Annotated in this window: 25 protein-coding genes; 12 read left to right on the plus strand and 13 right to left on the minus strand. The window is 66.9% G+C overall.

From position 1 onward, the window contains the following. Positions 1-11: 11 nt before the first annotated feature. The 3 genes from RQI43_RS18740 to RQI43_RS18750 form a co-directional block, all read right to left on the minus strand. Positions 12-497, minus strand: coding sequence for an MmcB family DNA repair protein (locus RQI43_RS18740; protein WP_056143956.1), 486 nt, complete (start codon positions 495-497; stop codon positions 12-14). A gap of 82 nt (positions 498-579) precedes the next feature. After that, a complete protein-coding gene (locus RQI43_RS18745; RefSeq protein WP_311276201.1) occupies positions 580-1,395 on the minus strand; it encodes a cobalamin-binding protein in 816 nt (271 codons plus the stop codon). Positions 1,396-1,401: 6 nt separating this feature from the next. Continuing rightward, positions 1,402-1,923, minus strand: coding sequence for a DedA family protein (locus tag RQI43_RS18750; RefSeq protein WP_056257668.1), 522 nt, complete (start codon positions 1,921-1,923; stop codon positions 1,402-1,404). Positions 1,924-2,091: 168 nt separating this feature from the next. On the opposite strand from RQI43_RS18750, the gene pdxY reads away from it, so the two are divergent. Genes pdxY through RQI43_RS18765 form a run of 3 tightly spaced genes read left to right on the plus strand, consistent with a single transcriptional unit; the run spans position 2,092 to position 4,587 of the window. Further along, entirely contained in the window at positions 2,092-2,940 is an 849-nt protein-coding gene (gene pdxY / locus RQI43_RS18755; RefSeq protein ID WP_311276202.1) for a pyridoxal kinase PdxY, read from the plus strand. A gap of 23 nt (positions 2,941-2,963) precedes the next feature. Next, entirely contained in the window at positions 2,964-3,860 is an 897-nt protein-coding gene (locus RQI43_RS18760) for a PhzF family phenazine biosynthesis protein (RefSeq protein WP_311276203.1), read from the plus strand. Then, positions 3,853-4,587, plus strand: a complete 735-nt coding sequence (locus RQI43_RS18765) for an NUDIX hydrolase (RefSeq protein ID WP_311276204.1) — start codon at positions 3,853-3,855, stop codon at positions 4,585-4,587. The genes RQI43_RS18760 and RQI43_RS18765 overlap by 8 nt, the downstream gene beginning before the upstream one ends. 39 nt (positions 4,588-4,626) lie before the next feature. On the opposite strand, the gene RQI43_RS18770 is transcribed toward RQI43_RS18765, so the two are convergent. Genes RQI43_RS18770 through cobS form a run of 3 tightly spaced genes read right to left on the minus strand, consistent with a single transcriptional unit; the run spans position 4,627 to position 6,418 of the window. Continuing rightward, on the minus strand, positions 4,627-5,319 hold the full coding sequence (locus RQI43_RS18770) for a TIGR02281 family clan AA aspartic protease (RefSeq protein ID WP_311276205.1): 693 nt from the start codon (positions 5,317-5,319) through the stop codon (positions 4,627-4,629). Continuing rightward, a complete protein-coding gene (locus RQI43_RS18775) occupies positions 5,316-5,534 on the minus strand; it encodes a DUF1289 domain-containing protein (protein WP_311276206.1) in 219 nt (72 codons plus the stop codon). The genes RQI43_RS18770 and RQI43_RS18775 overlap by 4 nt, the downstream gene beginning before the upstream one ends. Before the next feature lie 53 nt (positions 5,535-5,587). Next, positions 5,588-6,418: an adenosylcobinamide-GDP ribazoletransferase gene (cobS, locus tag RQI43_RS18780; RefSeq protein ID WP_311276207.1), complete on the minus strand. Its 831-nt coding sequence runs from the start codon at positions 6,416-6,418 to the stop codon at positions 5,588-5,590. A gap of 99 nt (positions 6,419-6,517) precedes the next feature. Here cobS and cobT point away from each other — a divergent pair, with 99 nt between their 5' ends. Then, complete coding sequence (gene cobT / locus RQI43_RS18785; RefSeq protein WP_056428803.1) at positions 6,518-7,567, plus strand: nicotinate-nucleotide--dimethylbenzimidazole phosphoribosyltransferase; 1,050 nt, start codon at positions 6,518-6,520, stop codon at positions 7,565-7,567. Between the two features lie 51 nt (positions 7,568-7,618). Here the strand turns inward: cobT and RQI43_RS18790 are convergent, their stop codons facing one another. Next, positions 7,619-9,166, minus strand: a complete 1,548-nt coding sequence (locus RQI43_RS18790; RefSeq protein ID WP_311276208.1) for a HAMP domain-containing sensor histidine kinase — start codon at positions 9,164-9,166, stop codon at positions 7,619-7,621. Between the two features lie 259 nt (positions 9,167-9,425). On the opposite strand from RQI43_RS18790, the gene RQI43_RS18795 reads away from it, so the two are divergent. Next, positions 9,426-9,881 carry a (2Fe-2S)-binding protein gene (locus tag RQI43_RS18795; protein ID WP_056428807.1) on the plus strand — a complete coding sequence of 152 codons (456 nt, stop codon included), beginning with the start codon at positions 9,426-9,428 and terminating at the stop codon, positions 9,879-9,881. A 79-nt stretch (positions 9,882-9,960) separates the two neighbouring features. Next, a complete protein-coding gene (locus RQI43_RS18800) occupies positions 9,961-12,177 on the plus strand; it encodes a xanthine dehydrogenase family protein molybdopterin-binding subunit (protein WP_311276232.1) in 2,217 nt (738 codons plus the stop codon). A gap of 38 nt (positions 12,178-12,215) precedes the next feature. Here the strand turns inward: RQI43_RS18800 and RQI43_RS18805 are convergent, their stop codons facing one another. After that, on the minus strand, positions 12,216-13,037 hold the full coding sequence (locus tag RQI43_RS18805; RefSeq protein WP_311276209.1) for an alpha/beta hydrolase: 822 nt from the start codon (positions 13,035-13,037) through the stop codon (positions 12,216-12,218). 148 nt (positions 13,038-13,185) lie between these two features. On the opposite strand from RQI43_RS18805, the gene RQI43_RS18810 reads away from it, so the two are divergent. Both RQI43_RS18810 and pyrF read left to right on the plus strand, forming a co-directional pair. Continuing rightward, complete coding sequence (locus tag RQI43_RS18810) at positions 13,186-13,806, plus strand: uracil-DNA glycosylase family protein (protein ID WP_311276210.1); 621 nt, start codon at positions 13,186-13,188, stop codon at positions 13,804-13,806. 67 nt (positions 13,807-13,873) lie between these two features. Continuing rightward, on the plus strand, positions 13,874-14,572 hold the full coding sequence (pyrF, locus tag RQI43_RS18815) for an orotidine-5'-phosphate decarboxylase (protein WP_311276211.1): 699 nt from the start codon (positions 13,874-13,876) through the stop codon (positions 14,570-14,572). A 13-nt stretch (positions 14,573-14,585) separates the two neighbouring features. Here the strand turns inward: pyrF and RQI43_RS18820 are convergent, their stop codons facing one another. From RQI43_RS18820 to RQI43_RS18840, 5 genes are all read right to left on the minus strand, one after another. Beyond that, positions 14,586-15,254 carry a TetR/AcrR family transcriptional regulator gene (locus RQI43_RS18820; RefSeq protein ID WP_311276212.1) on the minus strand — a complete coding sequence of 223 codons (669 nt, stop codon included), beginning with the start codon at positions 15,252-15,254 and terminating at the stop codon, positions 14,586-14,588. A gap of 451 nt (positions 15,255-15,705) precedes the next feature. Further along, positions 15,706-15,903, minus strand: a complete 198-nt coding sequence (locus tag RQI43_RS18825) for a hypothetical protein (protein ID WP_056428824.1) — start codon at positions 15,901-15,903, stop codon at positions 15,706-15,708. 153 nt (positions 15,904-16,056) lie between these two features. Beyond that, the gene (locus RQI43_RS18830; protein ID WP_056428826.1) at positions 16,057-17,850 is read right to left on the minus strand and encodes an NADPH-dependent assimilatory sulfite reductase hemoprotein subunit; all 1,794 of its coding nucleotides are present in this window, start codon (positions 17,848-17,850) and stop codon (positions 16,057-16,059) included. Between the two features lie 79 nt (positions 17,851-17,929). Next, positions 17,930-19,699 carry a flavodoxin domain-containing protein gene (locus RQI43_RS18835; protein WP_311276213.1) on the minus strand — a complete coding sequence of 590 codons (1,770 nt, stop codon included), beginning with the start codon at positions 19,697-19,699 and terminating at the stop codon, positions 17,930-17,932. A 107-nt stretch (positions 19,700-19,806) separates the two neighbouring features. Next, the gene (locus tag RQI43_RS18840; RefSeq protein WP_018042510.1) at positions 19,807-20,313 is read right to left on the minus strand and encodes an Lrp/AsnC family transcriptional regulator; all 507 of its coding nucleotides are present in this window, start codon (positions 20,311-20,313) and stop codon (positions 19,807-19,809) included. Between the two features lie 251 nt (positions 20,314-20,564). Between RQI43_RS18840 and RQI43_RS18845 the strand changes: the two genes are divergently transcribed. The 4 genes from RQI43_RS18845 to RQI43_RS18860 all read left to right on the plus strand — a co-directional run bounded on the left by RQI43_RS18845 (position 20,565) and on the right by RQI43_RS18860 (position 25,079). Then, the gene (locus RQI43_RS18845; RefSeq protein ID WP_311276214.1) at positions 20,565-21,362 is read left to right on the plus strand and encodes a phosphoadenylyl-sulfate reductase; all 798 of its coding nucleotides are present in this window, start codon (positions 20,565-20,567) and stop codon (positions 21,360-21,362) included. After that, the gene (gene cysD / locus RQI43_RS18850) at positions 21,359-22,294 is read left to right on the plus strand and encodes a sulfate adenylyltransferase subunit CysD (RefSeq protein WP_056428839.1); all 936 of its coding nucleotides are present in this window, start codon (positions 21,359-21,361) and stop codon (positions 22,292-22,294) included. Before RQI43_RS18845 ends, cysD begins: the two co-directional genes overlap by 4 nt. A gap of 1 nt (position 22,295) precedes the next feature. Further along, positions 22,296-23,696: a sulfate adenylyltransferase subunit CysN gene (cysN, locus tag RQI43_RS18855; protein WP_207412545.1), complete on the plus strand. Its 1,401-nt coding sequence runs from the start codon at positions 22,296-22,298 to the stop codon at positions 23,694-23,696. A gap of 180 nt (positions 23,697-23,876) precedes the next feature. Next, complete coding sequence (locus RQI43_RS18860; protein ID WP_311276215.1) at positions 23,877-25,079, plus strand: pyridoxal phosphate-dependent aminotransferase; 1,203 nt, start codon at positions 23,877-23,879, stop codon at positions 25,077-25,079. Positions 25,080-25,202 lie beyond the last annotated feature (123 nt).

The raw sequence follows: 25,202 nt of genomic DNA on the forward strand, positions 1-25,202 counted from the left end.
TTCCTGCTTGGTTAAAGCGCCCCCTCCCGCACCGCGCCAGGATCGGCGAGCGAGTGAAGCAGCCGTGCGGCGGAATGGGCGAAGCGCAGGGTCACCGCCTTGCGGCGGGCGCCGCTCAGCACATGGTCGACCGGGTCGCGCAGGATCGCGGCGCTGTAACCGTCGGCGATGATCAGCCCGGCCTCGTCGGGCGTCAGTCCTTCGGGGAGGGAATCGGGAACGGCGAAATAGAAGCGGTCGCAATAGTCCCGGTAATCCGGCCACTTCTTGTCGGCGCGGAAGTCGGCGACGCTGGATTTGATCTCCACGATGGTCAGCCGGCCGGCCGGGCACAGGGCGATGATGTCCGCCCGCCTGCCATTGGCGAGGGAGAATTCCGGGATCGTCACATGGCCGAGGTCGGCGAACAGCCGGCGGACCCCGCGCTGGACCTGGAGCGCGGTCGCCGATTGCCGGCGGTCCGGCGGCAGAACGAGATGGGCGAGGGCTGCTGACATTGCTTCGCTTGGGAATGGCTTCGCTTGGGGATGGCGTCGCTTGGGGAGAGTGCGGTCTCGAATCGACTGGTCCGCCAGGGAATCAGGTCGGCCCGCCCTTGTCACCTGCGGCAGCCTGCCCGCCCGCCAGTGCGGCGCGGATCGCGTCGAACCCGTCGGTCAGCGCCGCCGGCCCGGGCTGCAGGATCAGAGGCGACTTGATCTCGTGGATACGTCCCGCCGCCACGGCGGGGATCACATCCCAGCCCGGCCGCTCGCGGATCCGCGCCATGTTCACCCGCTTGCCGCACCACGAGGCGAGGATGACGTCAGGCTGCGCGGCGATCACCTGTTCGGAGGTGACGATCCTGTCCTTGGCCGCCGGCTGGCGGGCGAGGTCGGGAAAGACGTCGTCGCCGCCGGCATAGCCGATGAGTTCGGAGACCCAGCCGATGCCAGAGATCATCGGCTCGTCCCATTCCTCGAAATAGACCTTCAGGCGGGGCGGGCCGGCATTGTCGAGGGCGGCGGCGCCGAGGCGGTGGGCGTAACCCTGGGCCAGCGCGTCGGCCTTCTCGCCGGCGCCGACCAAAGCGCCCACGGTACGGATCATCGCGAGGCAGCCGGCGACGTCGCGCTGGTTGAAGAGATGGACCGAGATTCCGGCGCGGGCGAGGTCGGCGACGATCTCGGCCTGCATGTCGGAGAAGGCGAGGACGAGATCCGGCTGCAGGGCGAGGATTTTCGGCAGGTCGGCGCTGGTGAAGGCCGAGACGCGCGGCTTCTCCTTGCGGACGCGGGCAGGCCGCACGGCATAGCCGGACACGCCGACGATCCTGTCCTCCTGACCCAGCAGATAGAGGGTCTCGACGGTTTCCTCGGTCAGGCAGACGATGCGTTCGGGCGGGAACCGGCGCATGCGGCGTCAGGAGTTGAAGAAGCTGATGACGCCCGCGCCCGGCGCGAGCCAGACGAAGGCCCAGACGAAGGCCGAACTCCAATTGGCCAGCTGGAACGGCAGGCGCGGCACCTCGAACATCCCGGCGATGAGCGGCACCACCGCGCGGGCCGGGCCGATGAACCGGCCGATGACGATGCCCCAGGCGCCGTAGCGCCGGCAGAAATCCTCGCCCTTGGCGACCATCTGCGGATAGCGGCTCATCGGCCAGATCGACTTGGCGCCGTGCTGGAAGTAGCGGCCGATCTCGTAGGACACCCAATCACCGAGCCCGGCGCCGATACCGCCCGCGATCACCATCGGCCAGAACGGGATACCGCTGGCACCGATCAGCGCGCCGATGGCCACCAGCAGCACCGTGGCGGGGACCAGGATCGACAGGAAGGCCAGCGATTCGCAGAAGGCGAGCACCGCGATGATGAGGGGTGCCCATTCCTTGTGCGTCTCCACGAAGGTCAGGATCGTGGTCTTCAGCGCTTCGAAATCCATGGATGCCCCTGCTCGTCGCGCCCGATGTGCGGGAAGGCCGCGATTCCGGCAAGAGTCGATCTCGTCACGAGGGGGGCCTCACGTCGGTTGTGAATGCACCGTGGGACAAAACCGGCTACGACGCTGCCCGTCGCGCTCGCACCCGTCGAAGCAAGGCCGAATACGCCGATGAGAATTCTATCGATCCAGTCGCACGTCGCCTTCGGCCATGTGGGCAATGCCTCGGCGGTGTTCCCGATGCAGCGGCTCGGCGTCGAGGTCTGGCCGATCCATACCGTGCAGTTCTCCAACCATACCGGCTACGGCGCCTGGCGCGGCCGTGTATTCGATGGGCCGATGATCGAGGACCTCGTGCTCGGCATCGCGGAGCGCGGCATGCTCGGGCAATGCGACGGCGTCCTGTCCGGCTATATGGGCTCGGCCGATATCGGCACCGCCATCGTGCGGGCCGTGGCGGCGGTGCGGAGCGCCAACCCGAAGGCGCTGTATTGCTGCGATCCGGTGATGGGCGATACCGGGCGAGGCATCTATGTCCGCCCCGGCATCCCTGAATTCCTGCGGGATCAGGCCCTGCCCGCCGCCGACATCGTCACTCCGAACCAGTTCGAACTGAACTTCCTGTCGGGCCTGCCTACCGGCACACTCGGCGAGGCCAAGGCCGCGGTGGCGGCGATCCAGGCTTTGGGGCCGCGCGTCGTGTTGGTGACGTCCCTGGTCACCGAGGACACCCCGTCCGAGTCCATCGACCTGATGGCGGGGGAGGGTGGCCTGTTCTGGCGCCTGCGCACGCCGCGCCTCGACCTCGACGTGAACGGCGCGGGCGACGCCATCGCGGCCCTGTTCCTCGTCCATTACGCCCGCACCGGCTCGGCGGCTTTGGCTTTGGGCATGGCCGGTGCTTCGGTCTACGGCCTCCTGCGCCGCACGGCCGAGGCGGGTTCGCGCGAGATCCTCACCGTCGACGCGCAGGACGAGTTCGTGGCACCCAGCGAGACGTTTCCCGTAGAGCCGATCTGATGGTCAACGAAAAGGAAAAGCCGATGAGCCGCCGCTTCGTCACCCTCGACGTCTTCACCGACACGCCCTTTGCCGGGAATCCGCTGGCCGTGGTGCTGGATTCGGAAGGGCTCGACGACGCGGCGATGCAGCGGATCGCGGGCGAGTTCAACCTGTCCGAGACGGTGTTCGTGCTTCCGCCGACGGAGGCACGCCACAAGGCCCGCCTCCGCATTTTCACGCCCACGCGCGAGCTTCCGTTCGCCGGCCACCCGACGCTCGGGGCGGCGATCCTGCTGGCGTTGCACGATGCGAAATCCGGACTCACCGACGCCACCGCCTTCGGTCTCGAAGAGACGATCGGCACCGTGGCCTGCGTCGTTGAGGCCGGCGAGGGGCGCGGCCGTGGGCGCTTCAAGCTCCCGATCCTGCCGCAATACGATGGCGAGGGACCGGACGCGACGCTCCTCGCGCAGATGATCGGGTTGGAGACGCAGGATATCGGCTTTGGGCGCCACGTGCCGAGCCGGCAAACGGCAGGGCCGGCTTTCCTGTTCGTGCCGGTCAATACGCGGGCGAAACTCGACGCGGCACGTGTGAACCTCGCCGCCTTCTCTACGCTGGATCCTCAGACGGCGCTCTACCTCTACGCCGTCGACCCGGAAGGCCTCGGCCTCCGCTTCCAGACCCGGATGTTCGCGCCGCATCTCGGCGTGATGGAGGACCCGGCGACGGGGTCCGCCGCCGCGGCCTTTGCCGGCGTGATGATGGAGTTCGAGCCTCTCGGTGACGGCGAGCACGATGTCCTGATCCGCCAGGGGGTCGCCATGGGCCGACCGAGCGAGATCGCGCTCCAACTGGTCATCGAATCCGGAGCCCTCCAATCCGTCGAGATCGGTGGTTCGGCCGTAGTGATGAGCGAGGGGACCTTGCTTGTCTGACGGCTTCACCCTCACGCGGATCGAGGGGGTGACGGCACGTCTGGTGCCGTTCGCATGGGAATGGGCGCGGGACAACGCGGCTCTCATCTCCGAGAACTGGCGTCGCCGCTGCGCCGCGCGGTCCGGGCTGTTCGACGGACGCGTCCTCCTCGCGAGATCGTGCCGGCTCGAAGGGGCATCCTGTTCCGTCGAGCTGTTCGAGACGTCCTACGCGAGCTTCATCACCTACAAGGACCTGGGCTCGCCCGACCCGACCGTGCTGAACGCCTTCGCGGCCATTGCCCCTCACGGGTCGGATGGCGCCGTGCTTCTCGGTGTCATGGGCGCTCACACGGCCAATGCCGGGCAGGCTTATTTCCCCTGCGGCACGCCGGATCTCGACGACGTGCGTGACGGCGATACGGTCGATCTGGCCGGCAGCGCGGAGCGCGAGTTCGTCGAGGAGACCGGCATGGCACTTCCGGCCGGTGCGCGGAACCGATGGCTTCTGCTTCGCGGAAAGAGCCAGGCGGCGTTTCTGCGACCCGTGACGTTCCCCGATCAGGCAAACACACTGCGGCAGGACATGGAGCGCCATCGCCTCGCCGAGATCGAGCCGGAACTGGCTGGTTTCATCACGGTCGCGTCCAGCGACGAGATCGACCCCGGGTCGATGCCCGACTTCGTCCGGGCCTACCTTCGCTACGCATTCCCGCCGTCGAGCGCGTCCGCATCCTCGAACGGCTGACGCGAAACCAGGGCTCAAGTCGATATCGCGCGGGCCACCCTATCGGACCGGGCGCAATACCAGCCGGTCGCCCCGCACCTCGTAGGAGCCGAGCCTGTCGAGAAAGCTCATCCCGAGGAGGTTGCCCGACAATGCGCCGCGGCGGCTCACCAGGGCCGAGACACGCCGTTCGGTGATCGTGCCCACGGTGAGGCTGTCGAGATAGACGGGGGCGGCCATCGCGGTGCCGTTGGCGGTCGAGACCCGGATCGAGAAGTCGGATTCCGGCGGCGCGATCCCGATGGCGGCCGCGTTCTCCGCCGTGAGCACGACGGAACTCGCGCCCGTATCGAACTGGAAGACCTGGGCACGGCCGTTCACCTCTGCCCGCACGGAGAAAGCCCCGTCCGCCCGGCGGTTGACCGTGACACTTCCATCGCCAGACGTCACGGCGCTGCCGGGCCGCAGCGTCCCGACAAGGCGATTGCCGACATCCCCGGCCTCCTCCTTGTAGGCGTAGCCCGCGACCAGGGCGACGGTGAGGGCGGCCCAGAACAGCAGCGCCTTCAGGTTGGTGCCGATCTGTTGGCTGAACCGATGCCAGAACCCGGCGAGGAAGATCGTCAGCAGGGTTCCACTGAAGGCGAGGCGTGCGAGCTGGTCCTTGTCCAGCCCGGCCACCGTGCTCTCACCATCCGAGAGGACGAGAAAGGCGACGATGCCGAGAAGGATCGCGAGGGCGGCGTAGATCATGGCCCGGCCACGGCCTTCCCACGCTGTGGATAAGCGGCGCGGAGGCGATGTCCGAGGGTCGCCATGATGGCTTGCCGCTTCGTCTCCGACAGCGAGCCCCACATCCCGATCTCTTCGCGCGTGCGTCCGCAGCCCTCGCAGAGCCCGGTCGCCGCGTCGAGAATGCAGAGCTTCGTGCAGGGGCTCGAAGCCCTCGGGGCGACAGGCTGGGTCATGGCCGTTCCATGCCCTCAGGCGTGGGTCGCGATCAAGCGCCAAAGTGCCATGGTCAGCGCGGGACCGTCGCCACGAGGCCGAGAAGCGCCGCGATCTCCGCCACCTGCTGGCAGGCTCCGATGACGTCGCCGGTCTGGCCGCCGATCTTGGCGCGGGCCAGGGCGGTGAGGCTGAGGGATGCTCCCAGCGCCAGGGCGGGCATCAGCACCATCCCGAGGACGGGCAAGCCGGCGATCCAGCCAATCGCGACGAAGACGAGGGTAAGAGACGCGACGATTGCGATGGTCCGGCGATCGGGCACGCCCACCGACGCGCCCGCCCCGCCGGGACGGGCGGGGCCGAGCAGCACCATCGGCGCGAGCGCGGCGCTGCGCGAAAGGGACGCGGCCAGCAGCAGGGCCATCGCCGCCATGGCCCCGGTGCGATCGAGAAGGGTCGCGAATGCTCCGATCCTCAGGGCGAGGGTCAGGACGAGGGCGACGCCGCCATAGGCGCCGATCCGGCTGTCGCGCATGATCTCGATGCGGCGCTCGCGCGTCGTGCCGCCGCCGAACCCGTCCGCCACGTCCGCGAGACCGTCCTCGTGCAGCGCCCCCGTCACCAGCGTCCCCGCCGCCACGGCCAGGGTCGCCGCCAGGAACGGCCCGAGATCCAGCCCCCAGGCGACGAGCAGGATCAGCGCGGAGGGCAGGGCGAGGATGAGACCCGCCACTGGCAGCAGCCGCGGCAGGGTGCGGAAGTCGGGCAAGCGATGCGGGTCGCCCTCGCCGGGAAGGCGCGGCACCGGTAGCCTCGAATAGAACCGCAGGCACATAGCGAGATCGTAGGCCAACGAAGCGCCCGGAAACGTGTCTTCCGGTTCCAGATCCCGGCCTTGTGTCATGGAGGCCTGCCTTCACCGTTCGCGCCCCGTTGGTTATAGCTCGCCCCACAGGCAGGCCGCCATACCGGACGCGCCGAGACCCAAGGCAAGTTTCGCGCGATGACCCAGACACCCCCGACCCACGATCATTCCGACCAGACGCCGTTCTCCGACATCCGCCGCCTGATCGCCTCCGTGCCGGGCGCGGACCGGGATGCCGTCGCGATGGTGCGCGAGCGGGATGCGCTGCTGACGAAGCCGGCCGGTGCGCTGGGTCGCCTCGAGAACCTCGTCGAATGGCTCGCGGCCTGGCAGGGCAAGGGCCAGCCCAGCCTCGACCGCCCCCTCGTCTGCGTCTTCGCCGCCAGCCACGGGGTCACCAAGCGCGGTGTCTCCGCCTTCCCGGCGGAGGTGAACCGCCAGATGCTCGACAATTTCGCGGCGGGCGGCGGCGCGATCAATCAGCTCTGTGCCGCTTACGGCCTCGGCTTCAAGGTCTTCGACCTCGCCATCGACCTTCCCACCGGCGACATCTGCGAAGGGCCGGCCTTCACCGAGAAGGAATGCGTCGCCACCATGGCCTTCGGGATGGAGGCCATCGCCGCCGGCACGGATTGCCTCGGCCTCGGCGAGATGGGAATCGGCAACACCACCATCGCGGCGGCCATCTACGCGGCGCTTTACGGTGGCGAGGCGGCGCATTGGGTCGGGCGTGGCACCGGTGTCGATGCGGCCGGGATCGAGCGCAAGGTCGCGGCCGTGGAGGCCGCCTTGGCCTTCCATTCCGGCCATCTCGACGACCCGCTTCAGGTGCTGTCGCGCCTCGGAGGCCGCGAGATCGCCGCGATGGCCGGCGCCATCCTGGCGGCGCGGATGCAACGCATCCCCGTGGTCATCGACGGCTATGTGGCGACGTCGGCCGCAGCGATCCTCCACGCCATCGATCCCACGATGCTGGACCATTGCCTCGCCGGCCATGTCTCGGCGGAGGGGGCCCATGCGGAGGTTCTGGAACGCCTCGGACTGGTGCCGCTGCTGGCTCTCGGCATGCGGCTTGGCGAAGCGTCGGGCGCCGCCCTCGCCATCGGTCTCCTGAAAGGCGCGCTCGCCTGCCATCGCGACATGGCGACCTTCGCCCAGGCGGGAGTATCGGGGCGCAGCGAGGCATAAACCGGCGCGACCCGCCGCGCGGATCTCGACTTCGCGCGGCTCCAGCCCGGTTCAGGCTGCGCGGGCCGCGCTTCGGCGGCCGCGCAGGGTCGTCCCCGAATCCGCCTCCTCGGGGAGGTTGAGGGCCGGCAGCGTGTCCATCACGCGGCTCGCCGGGAAGATCACGACGACCTCCGTCCCCTCGCGCGGCTTCGACTTCAGGTGGAAGTTGCCGCCATGCAGGTCGACCAGCCCCTTCACGATGGGCAGGCCGAGACCCGACCCCTGTTCGGCGGTCTTGATCGCCAGGGAGCCGCGACCGAAGGACGACATGACCGTGCCGAGTTCGTCCTCGGGAATGCCCGGCCCGCTATCCTTCACGCTGACATATTGCCCGCCCGACGCGGTCCACCCGACCTTGATCGTGATGTCGCCGCCTGGCGGCGTGAATTTCACCGCGTTGGACAGGAGGTTGAGCACGATCTGGCGCAAGGCCCTCTCGTCCGCCCAGATGCGGGGGAGGGCGGGATCGATGAATTCGTGGAAGGCCTGACCCTTTCCACGCGCCCGCAAGGCGACCATGTGGCGGCACTCGTCCACCGCATGGGCGAGCTGGATCGCCTCCTCGTTGAGCTCGTAGCGCCCTGCCTCGATGCGCGACAGGTCGAGGATCTCGTTGATGAGGTTGAGCAGGTGCATCCCGCTATCGTGGATGTCGCCGGCATATTCCTTGTACGACGGAGCCACGTGGGCGCCGAAAACCTCGTTCTTCATCACCTCCGAGAACCCCAGGATGGCGTTCAGCGGCGTCCGCAATTCATGGCTCATGGTCGCGAGGAAACGTGACTTGGCGAGATTGGCCTCCTCGGCGCGTCGCCGCGCCTCGTCGGAATTGCCCTTCGCCTGTTCGAGTTCGATGAAGATCGCGTCCTTCTCCGCCTGCGATTTCAGCGCCCCCACGGCCGACGCGTAGACGCGGCGGGCGAGCCCGAGGAAGAAGATCTGCGATCCGACCACCATGGTGACGAGCAGGATCGTGTCCATGTCCTGCGAGAACGCCAGCAGGGAGAGCGCCGCCAGGATCAGCGGGAGCAGCGCGGCGGCGGCGGCGGCGGGCAGGGTCGCCGCCAGCATCGCGGCCACCGCGGCGGCGATGACGAGGCCGAACAGTACGAAAATGCGGGCGCTGGGCGCGGCCACGAGGATCATCAGGGCCCATGCCGAACTCTGGACGATCTCGCTCAACATGAAGGCGCTGCGCCAGCGTCTCACCGAGACGGTGTCCGCCGATTGCCGGAGGAAATGTTTGGTCAATCCCATCGAGAGGCCGACGCCGCAGATCAGGCAGACGGCCCAGGACAGGGCGACGGGAATCGGCACCCACAGGGAGGACGCCCCGGCGATGACGAGGCCCAGGACGGCATGGGTCAGCCCGGCCCCCGAGCGGTACTCGGCGTAGATCCGGAGCAGCTCGTAATCGAAAGCGCGTTCGAGCCCGTTCGTCGAGGTCAGCCGCTCGCGTGCAGAACGGATGTCTCGGGCCACTTTGCGGCGGCGAACGGATTCCGGTGCCGAAGGACCGCGTCCACGCTGAACCATCTCCGCTGTCAGGTCCGACATCACCGTCTTGGGGATCTTGCGAGGGAAAACGGAGGTCGAAAGGACCTCGGCCTGTCGGTGCAGCGACAAGGACAAGGTGCGCCAGATACGTTAAGAACGGCCTGCCGCGATCCGAACACTTGTCTCTAAATCGCGTGGCTTCACTCCGCTGGCACCTATGCAGGCCCCGATCCGGCTGCCCGCCTGGTGTGCGAAAGCGCACATTTCCCAGGTCGATTCAGTACTTAGAAGTAGTCGAACTTAAAGTCGGAGAGATGTCATGCTGAAGCTGAATGTCGACGGTGCGTCGCATGAAGTCGATGCCGATCCCGACATGCCGCTCCTCTGGGCGTTGCGCGATCATCTGGGCAAGACCGGTACGAAATATGGGTGCGGCATCGCTCAATGCGGCGCCTGCACGGTGCATCTCGACGGTCAGCCCGTCCGCTCCTGCCAGACCCGCATCGGCGATGTGGGCGAGGCGAAGATCACGACGATCCAGGGTGTGTCCGGGCGGGTGGCGGAGGCGGTCCAGACCGCGTGGCGCGGCCTCGATGTGGTCCAGTGCGGTTATTGCCAATCGGGTCAGATCATGTCGGCCATCGGTCTGCTTTCGACCACGCCGAAGCCGAGCGACGCCGAGATCGACAGTGCCATGGATGGCAACATCTGCCGCTGCGGCACCTATCAGCGTGTCCGCGCCGCGATCCACGAGGCCGCGCGCTCCCTCGCCTGATCCGCACCGAAGGCCGGCCCAAGGGCCGGCACACTCCTGAACCCATGCAATGCCCGCCGTCGTCGCCCTGGAGGAAGCCATGCTGAAGGTCCGTCAGACCAAATCCGAGGCGGCCGCCCCCCGTCCGTCGCGCCGCGCCTTCCTTGGCGGAGCCGGCGTCGCGGCCGGCGCCCTGGTGATCGGCTTCACCCTCGACCCCGCCAAGCCGGTGCGCGCGGCGGCCGGGCCCGACCTCTCCTCAGCCCCCGCTCAACCCAACGCCTTTGTGCGGATCGCCGCCGATGACACCGTCACCGTACTGATCAAGCATCTGGATATGGGGCAGGGCAATACGACGGGTCTCGCCACCATCCTGGCCGATGAACTCGATGCCGACTGGTCGCGCGTGCGCGTGGCCTTCGCACCCGCCGATGCGAAGCTCTACAACAACCTTCTGATGGGGCCGATCCAGGGGACCGGCGGTTCGACCGCCGTGGCCAATTCCTGGTTCCAGCTTCGCAAGGCCGGTGCCGCCGCCCGCGCGATGCTCGTCACCGCGGCGGCCGAGAAATGGTCCGTCCCGGCCTCCGAGATCACGGTCTCGAACGGCACGGTCAGCCATCTCGCCTCGAAGCGCGAGGAGCGGTTCGGCGCCCTGGCGGAAGCCGCCGCGGCGGTGCCCGTGCCACAGCAGCCGAAGCTGAAGGACCCGAGCCAATGGGTCCATATCGGCAAGAAGCGTCCGCGCCTCGACTCCGCTGCCAAGACCGACGGCACTGCGATCTATTCCATGGACATCCGCCGGCCGGGCCAGGTGACGGCGGTGGTGGCGCATGCCCCGCGTTTCGGCGGCATTGTATCGAAGGTCGACGACAAGGCCGCGCGGGCGGTGCCGGGCGTCATCGACGTGGTGACGATCCCCACGGGCGTCGCCGTTCTCGCCAAGGATACGTGGTCGGCCATGAAGGGCCGCGACGCTCTCTCGGTCACCTGGGATGAGAGCGCTGCGGAGAAGCGCTCCTCGGACACGATCCTCGCCGAGTATCGCGAGACGGCCAAGCGCCCCGGAATCGTCGCGTCGGAGAAGGGCGATCCCGCCGCCGCTCTCGCCGGTTCGGCCAAGGTCATCGAGGCGGAATTCACCTTCCCCTACCTCGCCCACGCCGCCATGGAGCCGCTGAACGCCACGATCGAGCGCGCATCCGACGGCAGCTACGACATCTATGCCGGCCTGCAATTCCAGACGATCGAACAGGCGGTCGCCGCCGCGACCCTCGGCGTGACGGCCGAAAAGGTCAGGCTGCACACCCAATGGGCCGGCGGATCGTTCGGGCGACGGGCGACGCCGACGGCCGATTACATCGCCGAGGCGGCCTCCATCATGAAGGCGACCGGCGGCAAGGCACCGGTCCATCTGGTCTGGACCCGCGAGGACGACATGGCGGGCGGCTATTACCGCCCGATGGTGCTCCACACCCTCAAGGCCGGGATCGACGCCAAGGGCGCCGTCACCGGCTGGCAGCACCGGATGGTGGGCAAATCGATCATGATCGGTTCGCCGTTCGAGGCGATGCTGGTCAAGAACGGCGTCGATTCCACCACCGTCGAGGGCGCATCGGACACGCCCTACGCCATCCCGGCCTACCGGTTCGAGGTCCATAACGCCCGTGAGGGCGTTCCCGTCCTGTGGTGGCGCTCGGTGGGCCACACCCATACGGCGCAGGCGATGGAGGTGTTCATCGACGAGCTGGCCCATGCCGCAGGGGCCGACCCGCTGGCTTACCGCCTCGGGATGCTCGGCGGCGCGCCGCGCCTCTCCGCCGTCCTGAAGCTCGCCGCCGAGAAGGCGGATTGGGCCAAGCGCAGTAGCGGCAAGGGGCAGGGCCTCGGCATCTCGGCGCACGAATCCTTCGGCTCCTACGTGGCGATGGTGGCCGACATCACGGCGGATGGGAGCCATGTGAAGGTCAACCGCATCGTCGCGGCGGTGGATGTGGGCATCGCCGTCAACCCCGACGTGATCCGCGCCCAGGTGGAGGGGTCTGTGGGCTTCGCGCTCTCCTCCGTGCTGCGCAACAGGATCACGCTGACGGACGGGGTGGTGCAGGAGAAGAACTTCGACGCCTACGAGCCGACGCGCATGAGCGAGATGCCGGTGGTGGAGGTCCATATCGTGGCCTCCGACGTTGCCCCGACCGGCATCGGCGAGCCGGGCGTGCCCGTCATCGCCCCGGCGATCTCGAACGCGATCTTTGCCGCGACGGGCCAGAGGCTGCGCTCGCTGCCCCTCGACCTGAGCGGGTTGAAGGGGGTCTGAGCCCGATCGAGAGCGGGCCTCCGCCAGTCGCGGCGGCGTCAGCGCCTCAGGAAGTCGATGAGGTCCGTCGTCAGACGCTCGTGATGGGTGAGCGGGATCGCGTGTGGAGCCCCCTCGTAGATCTCGAATTCCGCGCTCGGCACGGCTGAGGCCGCGACCTTTCCGGTGACGTCGATCGGCACCGTCTGGTCGGCATCGCCATGGATGATCAGGCAGGGCACCGTCACCTTCGCCATGTCGGGACGGAAATCGGTCTCGGAGAAGGCCTTCACGCAGGCGATGGTGGCCTTGGGAGAGGCCAGCATGGCGACCTGGCCGGCCCAGGCGATCATCTCGGGCGATGCCGGCGAGGTGAACATGCCGGCACCGAAGAATCCCTTGTTGAAATTGGCGAGGAAGGACGGCCGGTCCATCCTCAGCCCGTCGATGATCTCCTCGAACACGCCGGCATCCACGCCGTCGGGATGGTCCGGGGTCTTCAGCATCATCGGCGTCACCGCCGAGATCAGGACCGCCTGGGAGATCCGGTCGCTGCCGTGCCGCGACAGGTAGCGCACTACCTCTCCGCCCCCCATGGAAAAGCCGACCAGGGTCACGTCGGTGAGGTCGAGCGCGTCCAGCACCGCCTTCAGGTCGTCGGCGAACGTATCGTAATCGTAGCCCTGCCACGGCTGCTCCGAGCGTCCGAACCCACGGCGGTCATACGCGATGGTCCGGAAGCCCGCCTCGGCCACGGGTACCATCTGATATTCCCACATATCCGCGTCGAGGGGCCAACCGTGGAGGAACACGACGGGCCGCCCGTGACCCCAATCCTTGTAGTAGAGGCCGGTGCCATCCTGCGCGGTGATGAAGGCCATGGGGTACTCCCTGTGTTTCTCGGTAGGGCATGCTCGTGGGGGAGGCCGTCGTCGTGGGCTCCTCAGACGATTCAAGCGCGGGGTGCGGCCTCTCGTTCCCACGTCCCGTACTCCCAGGATCCCCTGTTCATACTACCTGTCACGACGCATGACCTCCTTCGAATCGATCGCCGCGTCCCTCCGCGCCTGCCGCCTGTGCCGCGACGCGCCGCTCTATGGCGCGCCCCTGCCGCAGGAGCCTAAACCCATCGTCCAGGGCTCGAGTTCGGCGCGTCTCTGCATCGCCAGCCAGGCTCCGGGGAACCGGGCGCACAAGAGCGGTGTCCCGTTCATGGATCCGTCCGGCATCCGCCTGAGGTCGTGGCTCGGCCTGTCCGAGCCGGATTTCTACGACGCCAGCCGGCTGGCCATCGTGCCCATGGGGGCGTGTTTCCCTGGCCTCGACGCGAAGGGGGGCGATAAGCCGCCGCGCCGTGAATGCGCCGAACGCTGGCGGGATACGCTGTTCGAGGGCCTGCCCGAGATGGAGCTCATCCTGGTCATCGGCCAATACGCGCAAGCCTGGCATCTCGGCCGGGTCGAGGGCGGGCTCACCGCCATGGTGCGCAACTGGCGAACCATTCTCGATGAGCCGCGCCGGCCGCGCGTGCTTCCCTTGCCGCACCCGTCCTGGCGGAACAACGGCTGGCTCCGGACCAATCCGTGGTTCGAGGCCGAATTGCTGCCGGTGCTGAAGGAGGAGGTTTCCCGGGTGATGACGCGTGGGTGACCGGGCCGCCCGCGTTGACATGGAGCGCCGTGGCGGCGATCCGTCACCCGATCCCCCGGAGCCCTCCATGTCCCACGCCGCCTTCGATCCGCGAGACCGCCTCATCGTCGCCCTCGACCTGCCGAGCGCGGCCGAGGCCGAGGCGCTAGTGGACCGCATCGGCGATGCCGCGACCTTCTACAAGATCGGGTACCGGCTGGCCTATTCCGGTGGCCTTCCCCTGGTGCAGCGGCTTTCGCGAGCGGGCCTGAAGGTCTTCATCGACCTGAAGCTGCACGATATCGGCAATACCGTGGAAGATGGCGTCCGGGCGCTGTCCGACCTCGGCGCGACCTTCCTCACCGTCCATGCCTATCCGCAGACCATGCGCGCCGCCGTTCGGGGTGCCGGCCGGGGCGGGCCGACGATCCTCGGCGTCACCGTGCTCACCTCCTACGATCAGGCCGACGCGGACGAGGCGGGCTACGCCATGCCCATCGCGGATCTGGTGGCTTTGCGCGCAAGGCAGGCGGCCGAGGCCGGGATCGGCGGCATCGTCTGCAGTGCCGTCGAAGCAGCCTCCGTACGGTCCGCCATCGGCCCGTCGCGGCTGATCGTGACGCCCGGCATCCGCCCGGCAGGTGACGATCTCGGCGACCAGAAGCGCGTTCTGACGCCGGCGGCCGCCATGGCGGTGGGGATCGATCACATCGTCGTCGGCCGGCCGATCACCCAGAGCGCCGATCCTCGCGCCGCGGCGCAGGCGATCCTCGCCGAGATGGGCTGATGATCTCGGCGCGCTACAGCGGCTCGGCCGGTTCCCTGGCCTTGACCGGGGTGGTGGTCCCGGCGGGTTCGTGGAGCGCCCGCAACAGGAAGGCGATCATCGCGTCGATGGGTGGCGCCGGCGCATTGGGGTATTGGCTCACCAGGACGGGATGGCAGTAGCGCGTGATCGCCACGTGCAGGCACGCGGCGGTGGTCGCGGGATCCTCGACCTGGAACTCGCCACTGCGGACGCCGTCCGTCACCACCCGCTCCAATGCCGCGCCGATCCGGTCGATATGGTGCCGGCACACCCCCCAACTCTCCGTCATGGCGGCTTCCACCATCTCATGGATGCGCGGGTTGTCCTTGCAGCGCTCGATACAGTCGCGGTGAAGCTCCCGGATGATTTCCGCGACCCGCTGGTCCGCGCTGAGGCCGGGAGCCACGGCAATGCCCGCGATCAGCGCCTCGACCTCACGGGTGACGCGTTCGACCACCGCCTCGTTGATGGCTTTCTTCGATTCGAAGAACCGATAGACATTGGCCGGGCTCATCCGGAGCGTCTTGGCGATGTCGGAGACGGTGGTCTTCTGGTAGCCGATCTCGCGAAAGAAACGCTCGGCCGTCGCCAGAATCCTGCATCGTGTCGTGGGGGCCGCGTCTTCCAGGCTCGCCTGCAACGGGTCGACGGTGATTGTCATAAACGGACCCTAAATCTCCTGCCTCCAGCCGTCAAAAACACGGCGTTGAACAGTGGATCATCGCACGGAACAGATGAACGGCGCAGGAATGATCCCAGCGCTAAATCGAAGCGGCTCATCCAAGAAACGGTGAGGTCGGCGGAAGGTCTCATCGGACCATCATGAACGATGGATTTGAGGTGGTGGCCGGCGCACGTCGGGACACCGCGTGGGATGTCCGGAGCCACTCGTGTCTTTACCGCCCAGGGATCGCTGACGGCGACGATCCACGATTGCGGGGCGGCCTACGCGCCGTCAGTGATACGACATTCCGGACAGGAGGCCGGGACCGTCGGCGTTCCCGCGAAGAGATGGGTCGAAGAGGACTGCAATAACGAACGTCGGGCTCACGATACACATGGGCCGTGGCCGAAGCGGACGCTCATATCGCGGCCGGCTCGCGGGCGTGCGTTTACGAGCCGAACTGCGATCCGAGCTGTTCCAGATACTCGGCCAGGTCCACGCCGCCGACACGCTTGCCGTAATCGAACCGCATGCCCTGCCGGATATCGACGCTCGTCTGCTTCGTCGTCAGCGTGAAGGGCTTCACGCAGATCCAGGCGCCGTCGCGGCGATGTTCGAAGAAATTCAGGATTTCGTGCTTGGCCATCGCAGCCTCCGGTCGAATCTCCAGATCAACCGCTAAGCCGCGTCAGAGTTCAGGCGTCTCGAACTTATATTCGGTCCCCACCTGAGCTTGGCCGTAAAGACAAATCCCCGTGCACTGCAACATTGGCGAAGCAATGCACGGAGGAAGGTCGGTTCAGGCAACAGCCTTCAGGGCGCCGGTCTTCGTATGGAAGTCCGGTCCGTTGAAGGTTTTCTCGACATAGCCGGCGCGGATGAGGAAGTCGCCGAAGCGCTCGCCCGCCGTCTTGCCCTGCGCATAGGCCGCGAAGAGTGGATCGAGGATGGTCCTGATCTCGGAGCTGCTGACGTCCTCGGCGTAGAGCTTGCCGAGGCGCGAACCATCGAAGGCGGCACCGAGATAGAGATGGTAGCGCTCCGGGCCGCGACCAACGAAGCCGATCTCGGCGATGAACGGCCGGGCGCAGCCATTGGGGCAGCCGGTCATGCGGATCGTGATCTCGTCGTCCTGCAGCCCATGCGAGGCGAGGCTCTCCTCCAGTTCCGTCATCAGGTCCGGCAGGTAGCGTTCGCTCTCGGCGAGCGCCAATCCGCAGGTCGGCAGGGCGACGCAGGCGATGGAATTGCGACGCAGGGCACTGGCGCCCTTCTGCATCCCGTACTCGTCCACCAGCGCCTCGATCTCCGCACGCTTCTCGGACGGCACGTTGGCGATGATGACATTCTGGTTGCCGGTGAGGCGGAAGTCGCCCTCGTGGATCTCCGCGATCCGGCGGAGGCCCGCCAGGAGCTTCGGCCCGTCGCCGAGATCGTCCTTGATGCGGCCCGATGGGACGTAGAGGGTCAGGTGGTGGCGGCCATCGTCACCCTCGGTCCAGCCGAAGCGGTCGCCGTTGCCCGTGAAGGTGAAGGGCTTCGGGTCGGAGAGGGGCTTGCCGAAGCGCTTCTCCACCTCGGCGCGGAAGGCTGCGAGGCCATAGCGCTCGATCGTGTATTTCAGACGGGCGTTCTTGCGGTTCTTGCGGTTGCCCCAGTCGCGCTGGACCGTCATCACCGCCTCGGCGACCCGCACCGCTTCGTCCGGCTTGCAGAACAGCATCACATCGGCGGTGCGCGGGAACGTGTCCGGCTCGCCATGGGTCATGCCCATGCCGCCGCCGACCGTGACGTTCCAGCCGGTGACTTTGTTCTTCTTGTCGAGGATCGCGATGAAGCCGAGATCATGGGCGAAGACGTCGACTTCGTTCGACGGCGGCACCGCGATGACGATCTTGAACTTACGCGGCAGGTAGGTCTTGCCGTAGACGGGCTCGAATTCCGGTTCGCCGCCGATCACCTTCTCGCCATCGAGCCAGATCTCGCGCCAGGCATTGGTCTTCGGCAGGAGCGTGTCGGAGATCGCCTTGCCGAGATCGTATGCCGCCTTGTGGGCACCCGATTGGGCCGGATTCGTCGATGCCATGACGTTGCGGTTCACGTCGCCGCACGCCGCGATGGTATCGAGCAGGGCCGCGTCGATGGCGGCCATGGTCCGCTTGAGGTTCGACTTGATGACGCCGTGATACTGGAAGGTCTGGCGGGTCGTCGCCCGCAACGTGCCGTTGGCGTAGGTGGTGGCGATGTTGTCGAGGACGAGCCATTGCTTGGGCGTCACGACGCCGCCGGCAATGCGCAGGCGGATCATGAAGCTGTAGGCCTTGTCGAGCTTTTTCTTGGTACGCTCGGGGCGCAGGTCGCGATCGTCCTGCAGGTACATCCCGTGGAACTTCACGAGCTGGCCGTCATCCTCGGAGATCGCCCCGGTGGCATGCTTGAGCAGGCCATCCGCCAGGGTGCCGCGCAGGAAGCCGCTCGCGATCTTGATGTGCTCGTTATGCGCGAGGCCCGCCTCGCGGGCCGCGTCGGCCTCGTCGATCGGACGGGTCGTCGGCGGGGTCTCGTAGGTGCGGGGAGGAGTCAGGTCGTCCATGGCGATGATCCGGTCTTTTCAATTCATATTTGGGCGCCGCATGTGCATCCCCATTTGAGCGGGGGAGGAACAACGCGCCCTAGTAGACGTCCTGCTGGTAGCGATGGGCTCGCTCCAGCGCCGCCACCGCGGCTTCCGCATCGGTGTCGCTCAGCGATTTGACCTCGGCATAGGCCTGGACGACGGCGTTGCGCACGTCCTTGGCCATCCGGTTCGCATCGCCGCAGACATAGAAGCTGGCGCCGCCATCGAGCCATTCCACCACTTCCTTGGCGTGCTGGCGGATGCGGTCCTGCACGTAGATCTTCTCTGGCTGGTCGCGGGAGAAGGCGACGTCGATCTTCGTCAACGAGCGGTCTTCCAGGGCGTCCTGCCATTCGAGTTGGTAGAGGAAGTCGTGGGTAAAGTGGCGGTCACCGAAGAAGAGCCACGAGCGACCGGTGGCCTCGATGGCGCGGCGCTCCTGCACGAAGGCGCGGAACGGGGCGACGCCGGTGCCGGGACCCACCATGATGATGTCGGTGGCCGGGTCCTGCGGCAGGCGGAAATGCCGGTTCGGCTTCAATTTCACCCGCAGCTTGGCGCCGTTCTTGATCCGGTCGGCCACATGGACCGAGGCGACGCCCGACCGGGAGCGGCCATGGCTGTCGTAACGAACGGCGACGATGGCGAGATGGACCTCGTCGCCCACTTCCTTGCGCGAGGAAGCGATGGAATAGGCCCGCGGCGGCAAGGGCCGCGTGATGGTGTTGAGATGCTCGGCCGAGAACGTCGCGGGAAAGGTCTCGATGAGATCGATGAGGTGGCGACCCTCGATCCAGGCTTTCACCTCACCGCTGTCGATGAGCTTCTGCGCTTCGGAATGGCCCGTCGCCTTCACGAATCGCTCCACCGTGGTGGCCGACAAGGTGGTGATGTCGCGCTCCGCGAGGAGCGCCCTGCGCAGGCTCTCGTCCCCTGAGAGATTCGTCGCCTTCAGGATCTCCTCCACCAGGGCCGGATCGTTCTCCGGGTAGATCTCCAGCGAATCGCCGGGTTCGTAGGCGGGGGCACCGTCCGGGAATTCGAGCGCGAGGTGGATCGTCTCCTTGTCCGAAAGCGACGAGTTGAGGTTGATGTGATCCACCACCTCGACCACGACCGGTTCGCGGCTCGGCTCGGCATCGTCGTCCTCGACGGCGGCGCGGCCGGCGAAATCGACCGCCACGACGTTGTCGGCGCTCGGCGCGGGCGCCAGAGCCTTCAGGGTGTTCTTGATCCAATCGGCGGCGGGCTTGTCGAAATCGAGATCGAGATCGGCGCGGTCCACACTACGCTTTCCGCCCAGCGCCTCGAACCGCGCATCGAGCGCCTTCCCGATGGCGCAGAACTCCACATAGGAGGTGTCGCCGAGCGCCAGCACGCCGAAATTCACGCCGTCGAGGCGAGGGGCGCCGTCGCCCATCAATTCGTTATAGGCGCGGGTGGCGCGGGCCGGAGGCTCACCCTCGCCCCAGGTGGCGGCGATGGCGATCACGTTCTTCGCGCCGGGCAGCGTCGCGATGTCGAGGTCGGCGAAATCCACCACTTTCGGCTTAAAGCCACTTTTCTTGGCCAGCTTGGCCACGGTGCCGGCCAGCGCTTCGCAATTGCCGGATTCGCTGGCGTAGATGATCGTCAACGGCTCGGATGCCTTCGGCGGCGCTGCGGGTGCCACGGCATTCTGGCCGCCGGCCGCATCCAACCCCGCGAGAAAGCCCGCGAGCCAGGCGCGTTGGATCGGCGTCGCTCCGCCGAGGACCGAGTCGAGGCTCGCGCGTTCGCTGTCGTTGAACGGGGCGGTTTGGGGAAGGATCGCTTGTCGTGCCATCGGTAAGCCATGTCGTCCTGAGAGGCCGGCTGTCAACGGGATGTCCGTTTTACAGAACGACGTCGGGGTAGAAGGAGCTGCCTATCCTTGCAGCGCAATATAGAATTTTATTCTCCCGCCACGACCGAGAGGGTTGGCGTGAAACGACCGTTCGAGGGAGCGGCCGGAAGCGGAAGTGCCGTTGTCGACTTCACTTTTTCCATGGCGAAGCGCGACGTCACGTTCTTGAGCGGCAAGGTGGCGATGAGCTGCTTATAGAATGTGTCGTAAGCCTGCATATCAGCGACAACGACCCGCAACATGTAATCCACATCCCCCGCCATGCGGTAGAACTCCAGCACTTCGGGCATGGCGGCGACGGTCGAGGCGAAGCGCTCGAGCCAATCGCGGGAATGGTCCGACGTCTCGATGGACACGAAGACGGTGAGGCCGAGACCCAGCTTGACGGGATCGAGAACCGCGACCCTGCGGTCGATCACGCCATCGGCTTCGAGGCGCTGGATACGCTTCCAGCAGGGCGTCTGAGACAGGCCGACCTTCTCTCCGATCGTCGCGATCGACAGCGTGGCGTCGTTCTGCAGCAGTGCAAGGATCTTCAGATCGATCGCGTCCATATTGACCTCGCTAAGCAGTTCCGATCGGCGGCGCCGAGGTGCGCGGAGGCACGACGTCGACCGGCGAATTGAGAAGGATATTCCTTCGACAGGCAACCAATCCGGTCGCCACGCCTTTGCAAACCATAGCGGCGTCCGCGTGGGAATGCCGCGCCGCGATGGCCGCTATGCCTTGACAGCGTTCGTTATAGCGAACATTTCAGGCGTCAGACAAGCAGGCATCTTTAAGGCAGTCGTATCGAGCACCGCAGATGAGCAATTCCCTGGAACGAACGGCGCGGGACCTCGCGTCCACGATGGCCGGCCTCGATCTGCGGGGCCGGATCCGCGCGATCGAAGCCGCGATCCCCGGCCGACTGGTCTTCACGACCAGCCTCGGCATCGAGGATCAGGCTCTGACCCACGCCCTCGCCATGGCCAAGGGGCGGACCGAGATCGTCACGCTCGATACCGGACGGCTCTTTCCCGAGACCTACGATGTATGGGCGGAGACCGAATCGGCCTACGGCATCCGCATCCAGGCCTATGCGCCGGAGCGGCTCGCCGAAGAGGCTTTCGTCCGCGACGAGGGAATCAACGGCTTCCGCCACTCGGTCGCCGCCCGGCAGGCCTGCTGCGGCTTCCGCAAGGTCGAGCCGCTGGGCCGGGCCCTCGACGGCGCCGCCGGTTGGCTGACGGGCCTGCGGGCTGGCCAATCCGCCAATCGCGCCGATACGCCCCTGGCGGAGGCGGATGAGGTGCGTGGTCTCATCAAGATCAATCCGCTGGCGGATTGGACCAGAGCCGATGTCGACCGCTTCGTGATCGACAATTACATCCCCTACAATGTCCTGCACGATCGCGGCTTCCCCTCGATCGGCTGCGCCCCGTGCACGCGTGCCATCAAGGTTGGTGAATCCGAACGCGCCGGCCGCTGGTGGTGGGAGCAGGAATCCAAGAAGGAATGCGGCCTCCACGTGCACCAGCCCGAGGCGAACGTTCAGCCGGGCCAGGAAGCCGCCGCATTCGAATCTACACCCCGCAACAGCAATCTGGAGATGGCCCGATGAGCGCCGCCACCGCCCTGGCCGCCACGCTGCCCGAGCGTCTGACTCACCTGCAGCGTCTCGAAGCCGAGAGCATTCACATCATGCGGGAGACGGTCGCCGAGACCGAGAACCCGGTGATGCTCTATTCGATCGGCAAGGATTCGTCGGTGCTCCTGCATCTGGCGCTGAAGGCCTTCGCACCGGGCCGTCTGCCGTTCCCGCTGATGCACATCGATACGACGTGGAAGTTCAAGGAGATGATCGCGTTCCGCGATCAGCGCGCCAAGGAGCTCGGTCTCGATCTCATCGTCCACACCAACCAGGACGGCCTGGCCCGGGGCATCGGTCCGATCAGCCATGGTTCCGAAGTCCATACCGACGTGATGAAGACGCAGGGCCTGCGTCAGGCGCTGGACAAGCACAAGTTCGACGCGGCCTTCGGTGGCGCGCGCCGCGACGAGGAGGCGTCCCGCGCCAAGGAACGCATCTTCTCCCTGCGGACGGCCCAGCATCGTTGGGACCCGAAGCGCCAGCGCGCCGAGCCCTGGCACCTCTACAATCTCAAGAAGAAGCGCGGCGAATCCCTGCGCGTCTTCCCGATCTCGAATTGGACCGAGCTCGATGTCTGGCTCTATATCGAGCAGGAGCAGATCCCGATCGTGCCGCTCTACTTCGCCAAGCCCCGCCCCGTGGTGGAGCGCGACGGCCAGTTGATCCTGGTCGACGACGACCGCCTGCCCCTGAACCCCGGCGAGACCCCGCAGAACCTGTCCGTGCGTTTCCGGACGCTGGGCGACTACCCGCTCACCGGCGCCGTCGAGAGCGATGCCGCGACCCTGCCCGAGATCATCGGCGAGACCCTGGCCGCCCGGACCTCCGAGCGTCAGGGCCGCGTGATCGACAAGGACGGGTCGGGCGCCATGGAGCGCAAGAAGCAGGAGGGGTATTTCTAAGATGACGATCCATCAGTCACCCGAAGCCTTCGGCTACGACAGCTTCCTCGCCGCCCACCAGAGCAAGGAAGTGCTGCGCTTCATCACCTGCGGCTCCGTCGACGACGGCAAGTCGACCCTGATCGGCCGGCTCCTGCATGACACCAAGCAGATCTTCGACGATCAGGTGACGGCGCTGCAGCGCGATTCGCGCAAGCACGGCACCCAGGGCGCCGAGATCGACCTCGCCCTCCTCGTGGACGGTCTCCAGGCCGAGCGCGAGCAGGGCATCACCATCGATGTCGCCTATCGCTTCTTCTCCACCGACAAGCGCTCGTTCATCGTCGCCGACACGCCCGGTCACGAGCAGTACACCCGCAACATGGCGACCGGTGCCTCCACGGCCGATGTCGCCGTGATCCTGGTGGACGCTCGGCAGGGTCTCACCCGCCAGACCCGGCGCCACGCGCTGCTGGTCTCGCTGCTCGGGATCAAGCGCGTCGCCCTCGCGGTGAACAAGATGGATCTGGTCGGCTGGTCGCAGGGCAAGTTCGAGGAGATCACGGCGGCGTTCGACGCGTTCGCCGCGCCCCTCGGCTTCACCGAGATCCGGCCCATCCCGCTTTCCGCCAAGAACGGCGACAACGTCGTCCTGCCCGGCGCCGCCGTGCCCTGGTACACGGGAACGCCGCTCCTCCAGTACCTCGAAGAAGTGCCGGTTCGGGTCGAGGAGCAGGCCGCTCCGTTCCGTCTTCCGGTCCAGTGGGTGAACCGTCCGAACTCCGACTTCCGCGGCTTCTCGGGCCTGATTGCCAGCGGCCGCGTCGCCCCTGGCGACGCGATTATCGTCGAGCCTTCGGGCCGGACCTCCACCATCGCCCGCATCTACACCGCCGATGGCGACCTGCCGCATGCCGTGGAAGGTCAGTCCGTCACCCTGGTCCTCGCCGACGAGATCGACGCCTCGCGCGGTTCGGTAATCGTCACGGCCGATGCCCCGATGCGGGTGAGCGACCGTTTCGACGCCCGTCTCTTCTGGGCGGCCGAGACCGAACTCCTGCCCGGCGCCACCCTGCTCGCGAAGATCGGCACCGTGACGGTGAACGCCACCGTCACGACCATCCATACGCGGATCGATCCCGAGAGCGGCAATCCCGTCCCGGCCGCCCGCCTCGTGGCCAACGACATCGCGGACGTGACCCTGAGCCTGGACCGCGCCGTGGCCATCGATGCCTACGCGGCGAACCGCGATACCGGCGGGTTCATCCTCATCGACCGCGAGACCACCGATACGGCGGCCCTCGGGCTGATCCATGCGGACAAGGCCTCCGCAGCGGAGAAGGACGAGCCGGAGGCGACCCGCGCTGCGAAATCCGGCGGAGGGTTCCTGTCGAAGCTCCGGTGGGTCTTCGGCGGCATCTGACCTCAGGGCACATCTGTCCTCATCAGTACGAAGCGGCCATCCCGGAGCGTCATCGCGCCAGGGGTGGCCGCTTTGACGTGTCCGGCAGCCTTGCCGGCTCACAGCTCCGGGATTAGGGTCCGCGCGCTTTTTGAAGAGGCGCGTATCGGCGCCCATCTGACGTGATCGGAGTAGACCATCATGGGCTTTCTCGCCGACGCCCTGTCCAAGGTGAAGCCGTCCGCCACCATCGCGATGACGCAGAAGGCCCGTGAGCTGAAAGCCGGCGGGATGGACGTGATCAGCCTGTCGGTGGGTGAGCCCGATTTCGACACGCCCGACCACATCAAGGAGGCGGCGATCGACGCGATCCGTCGCGGCGAGACCAAGTACACGCCGGTCTCCGGGATCGTGCCCCTGCGCGAAGCGATCGTGCGGAAGTTCAAGCGCGAGAACGGCCTCGATTATAAAGCGTCGCAGACCATCGTCGGCACCGGCGGCAAGCACGTCATCTACAACGCGCTCCTGGCCACGCTGAACCCCGGCGACGAGGTGGTGATCCCGCGCCCCTACTGGGTCTCGTATCCGGAGATGGTCGTGCTGTGCGGCGGCACGCCGGTCTTCGCCGAGACGGACATGGAGCATGATTTCAAGCTCCAGCCGGAAGAACTGGAGCGGGTGATCACGCCGAAGACCAAGTGGATCATCCTCAACTCGCCGTCGAACCCCTCCGGCGCGGCCTATGCCCGCGACGAGCTGAAGAAGATCACCGACGTCCTGATGCGGCATCCTCATGTCTGGGTGCTCACGGACGATATGTACGAGCACCTCTGCTACGGCGATTTCGAGTTCGTCACGCCGGCCCAGGTCGAGCCCGGCCTCTACGACCGGACGCTGACCATGAACGGCGTCTCGAAAGCCTATGCGATGACGGGCTGGCGCATCGGCTACGCCGCCGGTCCCGAGCACCTCATCAAGGCGATGGATTTCGTCCAGGGCCAGCAGACCTCCGGCGCCTCCTCGATCTCGCAATGGGCGGCGGTGGCGGCCCTCGACGGCACGCAGGAGCATCTCGCCCGTTTCCGCGCCGCTTTCCATGAGCGCCGCGACCTCGTGGTTTCCATGCTGAACCAGACCAAGGGCCTCAAATGCCCGACGCCGGAAGGCGCCTTCTACGTCTACCCGTCCTGCGCGGAGACGATCGGGCGCAAGGCGCCGTCGGGCAAGGTCATCGAATCGGACGAGGATTTCGTGCTGGAACTGCTCCAGGCCGAGGGTGTCGCCGCCGTTCACGGCTCGGCTTTCGGCCTCGGACCGAACCTGCGCATCTCCTACGCCACGTCGAACACGGCGCTGGAAGAGGCCTGCACCCGCATCCAGCGCTTCTGCGGCTCGCTGAGCTGAGACGTCGAGCGCCGACCAACACCAACCCGGTGCCATGAGGCAGCGCGGTCGAAACCCGCTTCGATCGGAGCGGTGGGAATATCCTCACCGTTCTTCGCTGCAGTGATGCTGTCCCCGGCGTGA

Source organism: Methylobacterium sp. WCS2018Hpa-22, assembly GCF_031843785.1.
Lineage (GTDB): Bacteria > Pseudomonadota > Alphaproteobacteria > Rhizobiales > Beijerinckiaceae > Methylobacterium.

Coding starts and splice junctions, on each gene's coding strand:
- RQI43_RS18740 (WP_056143956.1), bottom strand. CDS start 497: ATGTCAGCAGCCCTCGCCCATCTCGTTCTGCCGCCGGACCGCCGGCAA.
- RQI43_RS18745 (WP_311276201.1), bottom strand. CDS start 1,395: ATGCGCCGGTTCCCGCCCGAACGCATCGTCTGCCTGACCGAGGAAACC.
- RQI43_RS18750 (WP_056257668.1), bottom strand. CDS start 1,923: ATGGATTTCGAAGCGCTGAAGACCACGATCCTGACCTTCGTGGAGACG.
- pdxY (WP_311276202.1), top strand. CDS start 2,092: ATGAGAATTCTATCGATCCAGTCGCACGTCGCCTTCGGCCATGTGGGC.
- RQI43_RS18760 (WP_311276203.1), top strand. CDS start 2,964: ATGAGCCGCCGCTTCGTCACCCTCGACGTCTTCACCGACACGCCCTTT.
- RQI43_RS18770 (WP_311276205.1), bottom strand. CDS start 5,319: ATGATCTACGCCGCCCTCGCGATCCTTCTCGGCATCGTCGCCTTTCTC.
- RQI43_RS18775 (WP_311276206.1), bottom strand. CDS start 5,534: ATGACCCAGCCTGTCGCCCCGAGGGCTTCGAGCCCCTGCACGAAGCTC.
- cobS (WP_311276207.1), bottom strand. CDS start 6,418: ATGACACAAGGCCGGGATCTGGAACCGGAAGACACGTTTCCGGGCGCT.
- cobT (WP_056428803.1), top strand. CDS start 6,518: ATGACCCAGACACCCCCGACCCACGATCATTCCGACCAGACGCCGTTC.
- RQI43_RS18790 (WP_311276208.1), bottom strand. CDS start 9,166: ATGTCGGACCTGACAGCGGAGATGGTTCAGCGTGGACGCGGTCCTTCG.
- RQI43_RS18795 (WP_056428807.1), top strand. CDS start 9,426: ATGCTGAAGCTGAATGTCGACGGTGCGTCGCATGAAGTCGATGCCGAT.
- RQI43_RS18800 (WP_311276232.1), top strand. CDS start 9,961: ATGCTGAAGGTCCGTCAGACCAAATCCGAGGCGGCCGCCCCCCGTCCG.
- RQI43_RS18805 (WP_311276209.1), bottom strand. CDS start 13,037: ATGGCCTTCATCACCGCGCAGGATGGCACCGGCCTCTACTACAAGGAT.
- RQI43_RS18810 (WP_311276210.1), top strand. CDS start 13,186: ATGACCTCCTTCGAATCGATCGCCGCGTCCCTCCGCGCCTGCCGCCTG.
- pyrF (WP_311276211.1), top strand. CDS start 13,874: ATGTCCCACGCCGCCTTCGATCCGCGAGACCGCCTCATCGTCGCCCTC.
- RQI43_RS18820 (WP_311276212.1), bottom strand. CDS start 15,254: ATGACAATCACCGTCGACCCGTTGCAGGCGAGCCTGGAAGACGCGGCC.
- RQI43_RS18825 (WP_056428824.1), bottom strand. CDS start 15,903: ATGGCCAAGCACGAAATCCTGAATTTCTTCGAACATCGCCGCGACGGC.
- RQI43_RS18830 (WP_056428826.1), bottom strand. CDS start 17,850: ATGGACGACCTGACTCCTCCCCGCACCTACGAGACCCCGCCGACGACC.
- RQI43_RS18835 (WP_311276213.1), bottom strand. CDS start 19,699: ATGGCACGACAAGCGATCCTTCCCCAAACCGCCCCGTTCAACGACAGC.
- RQI43_RS18840 (WP_018042510.1), bottom strand. CDS start 20,313: ATGGACGCGATCGATCTGAAGATCCTTGCACTGCTGCAGAACGACGCC.
- RQI43_RS18845 (WP_311276214.1), top strand. CDS start 20,565: ATGAGCAATTCCCTGGAACGAACGGCGCGGGACCTCGCGTCCACGATG.
- cysD (WP_056428839.1), top strand. CDS start 21,359: ATGAGCGCCGCCACCGCCCTGGCCGCCACGCTGCCCGAGCGTCTGACT.
- cysN (WP_207412545.1), top strand. CDS start 22,296: ATGACGATCCATCAGTCACCCGAAGCCTTCGGCTACGACAGCTTCCTC.
- RQI43_RS18860 (WP_311276215.1), top strand. CDS start 23,877: ATGGGCTTTCTCGCCGACGCCCTGTCCAAGGTGAAGCCGTCCGCCACC.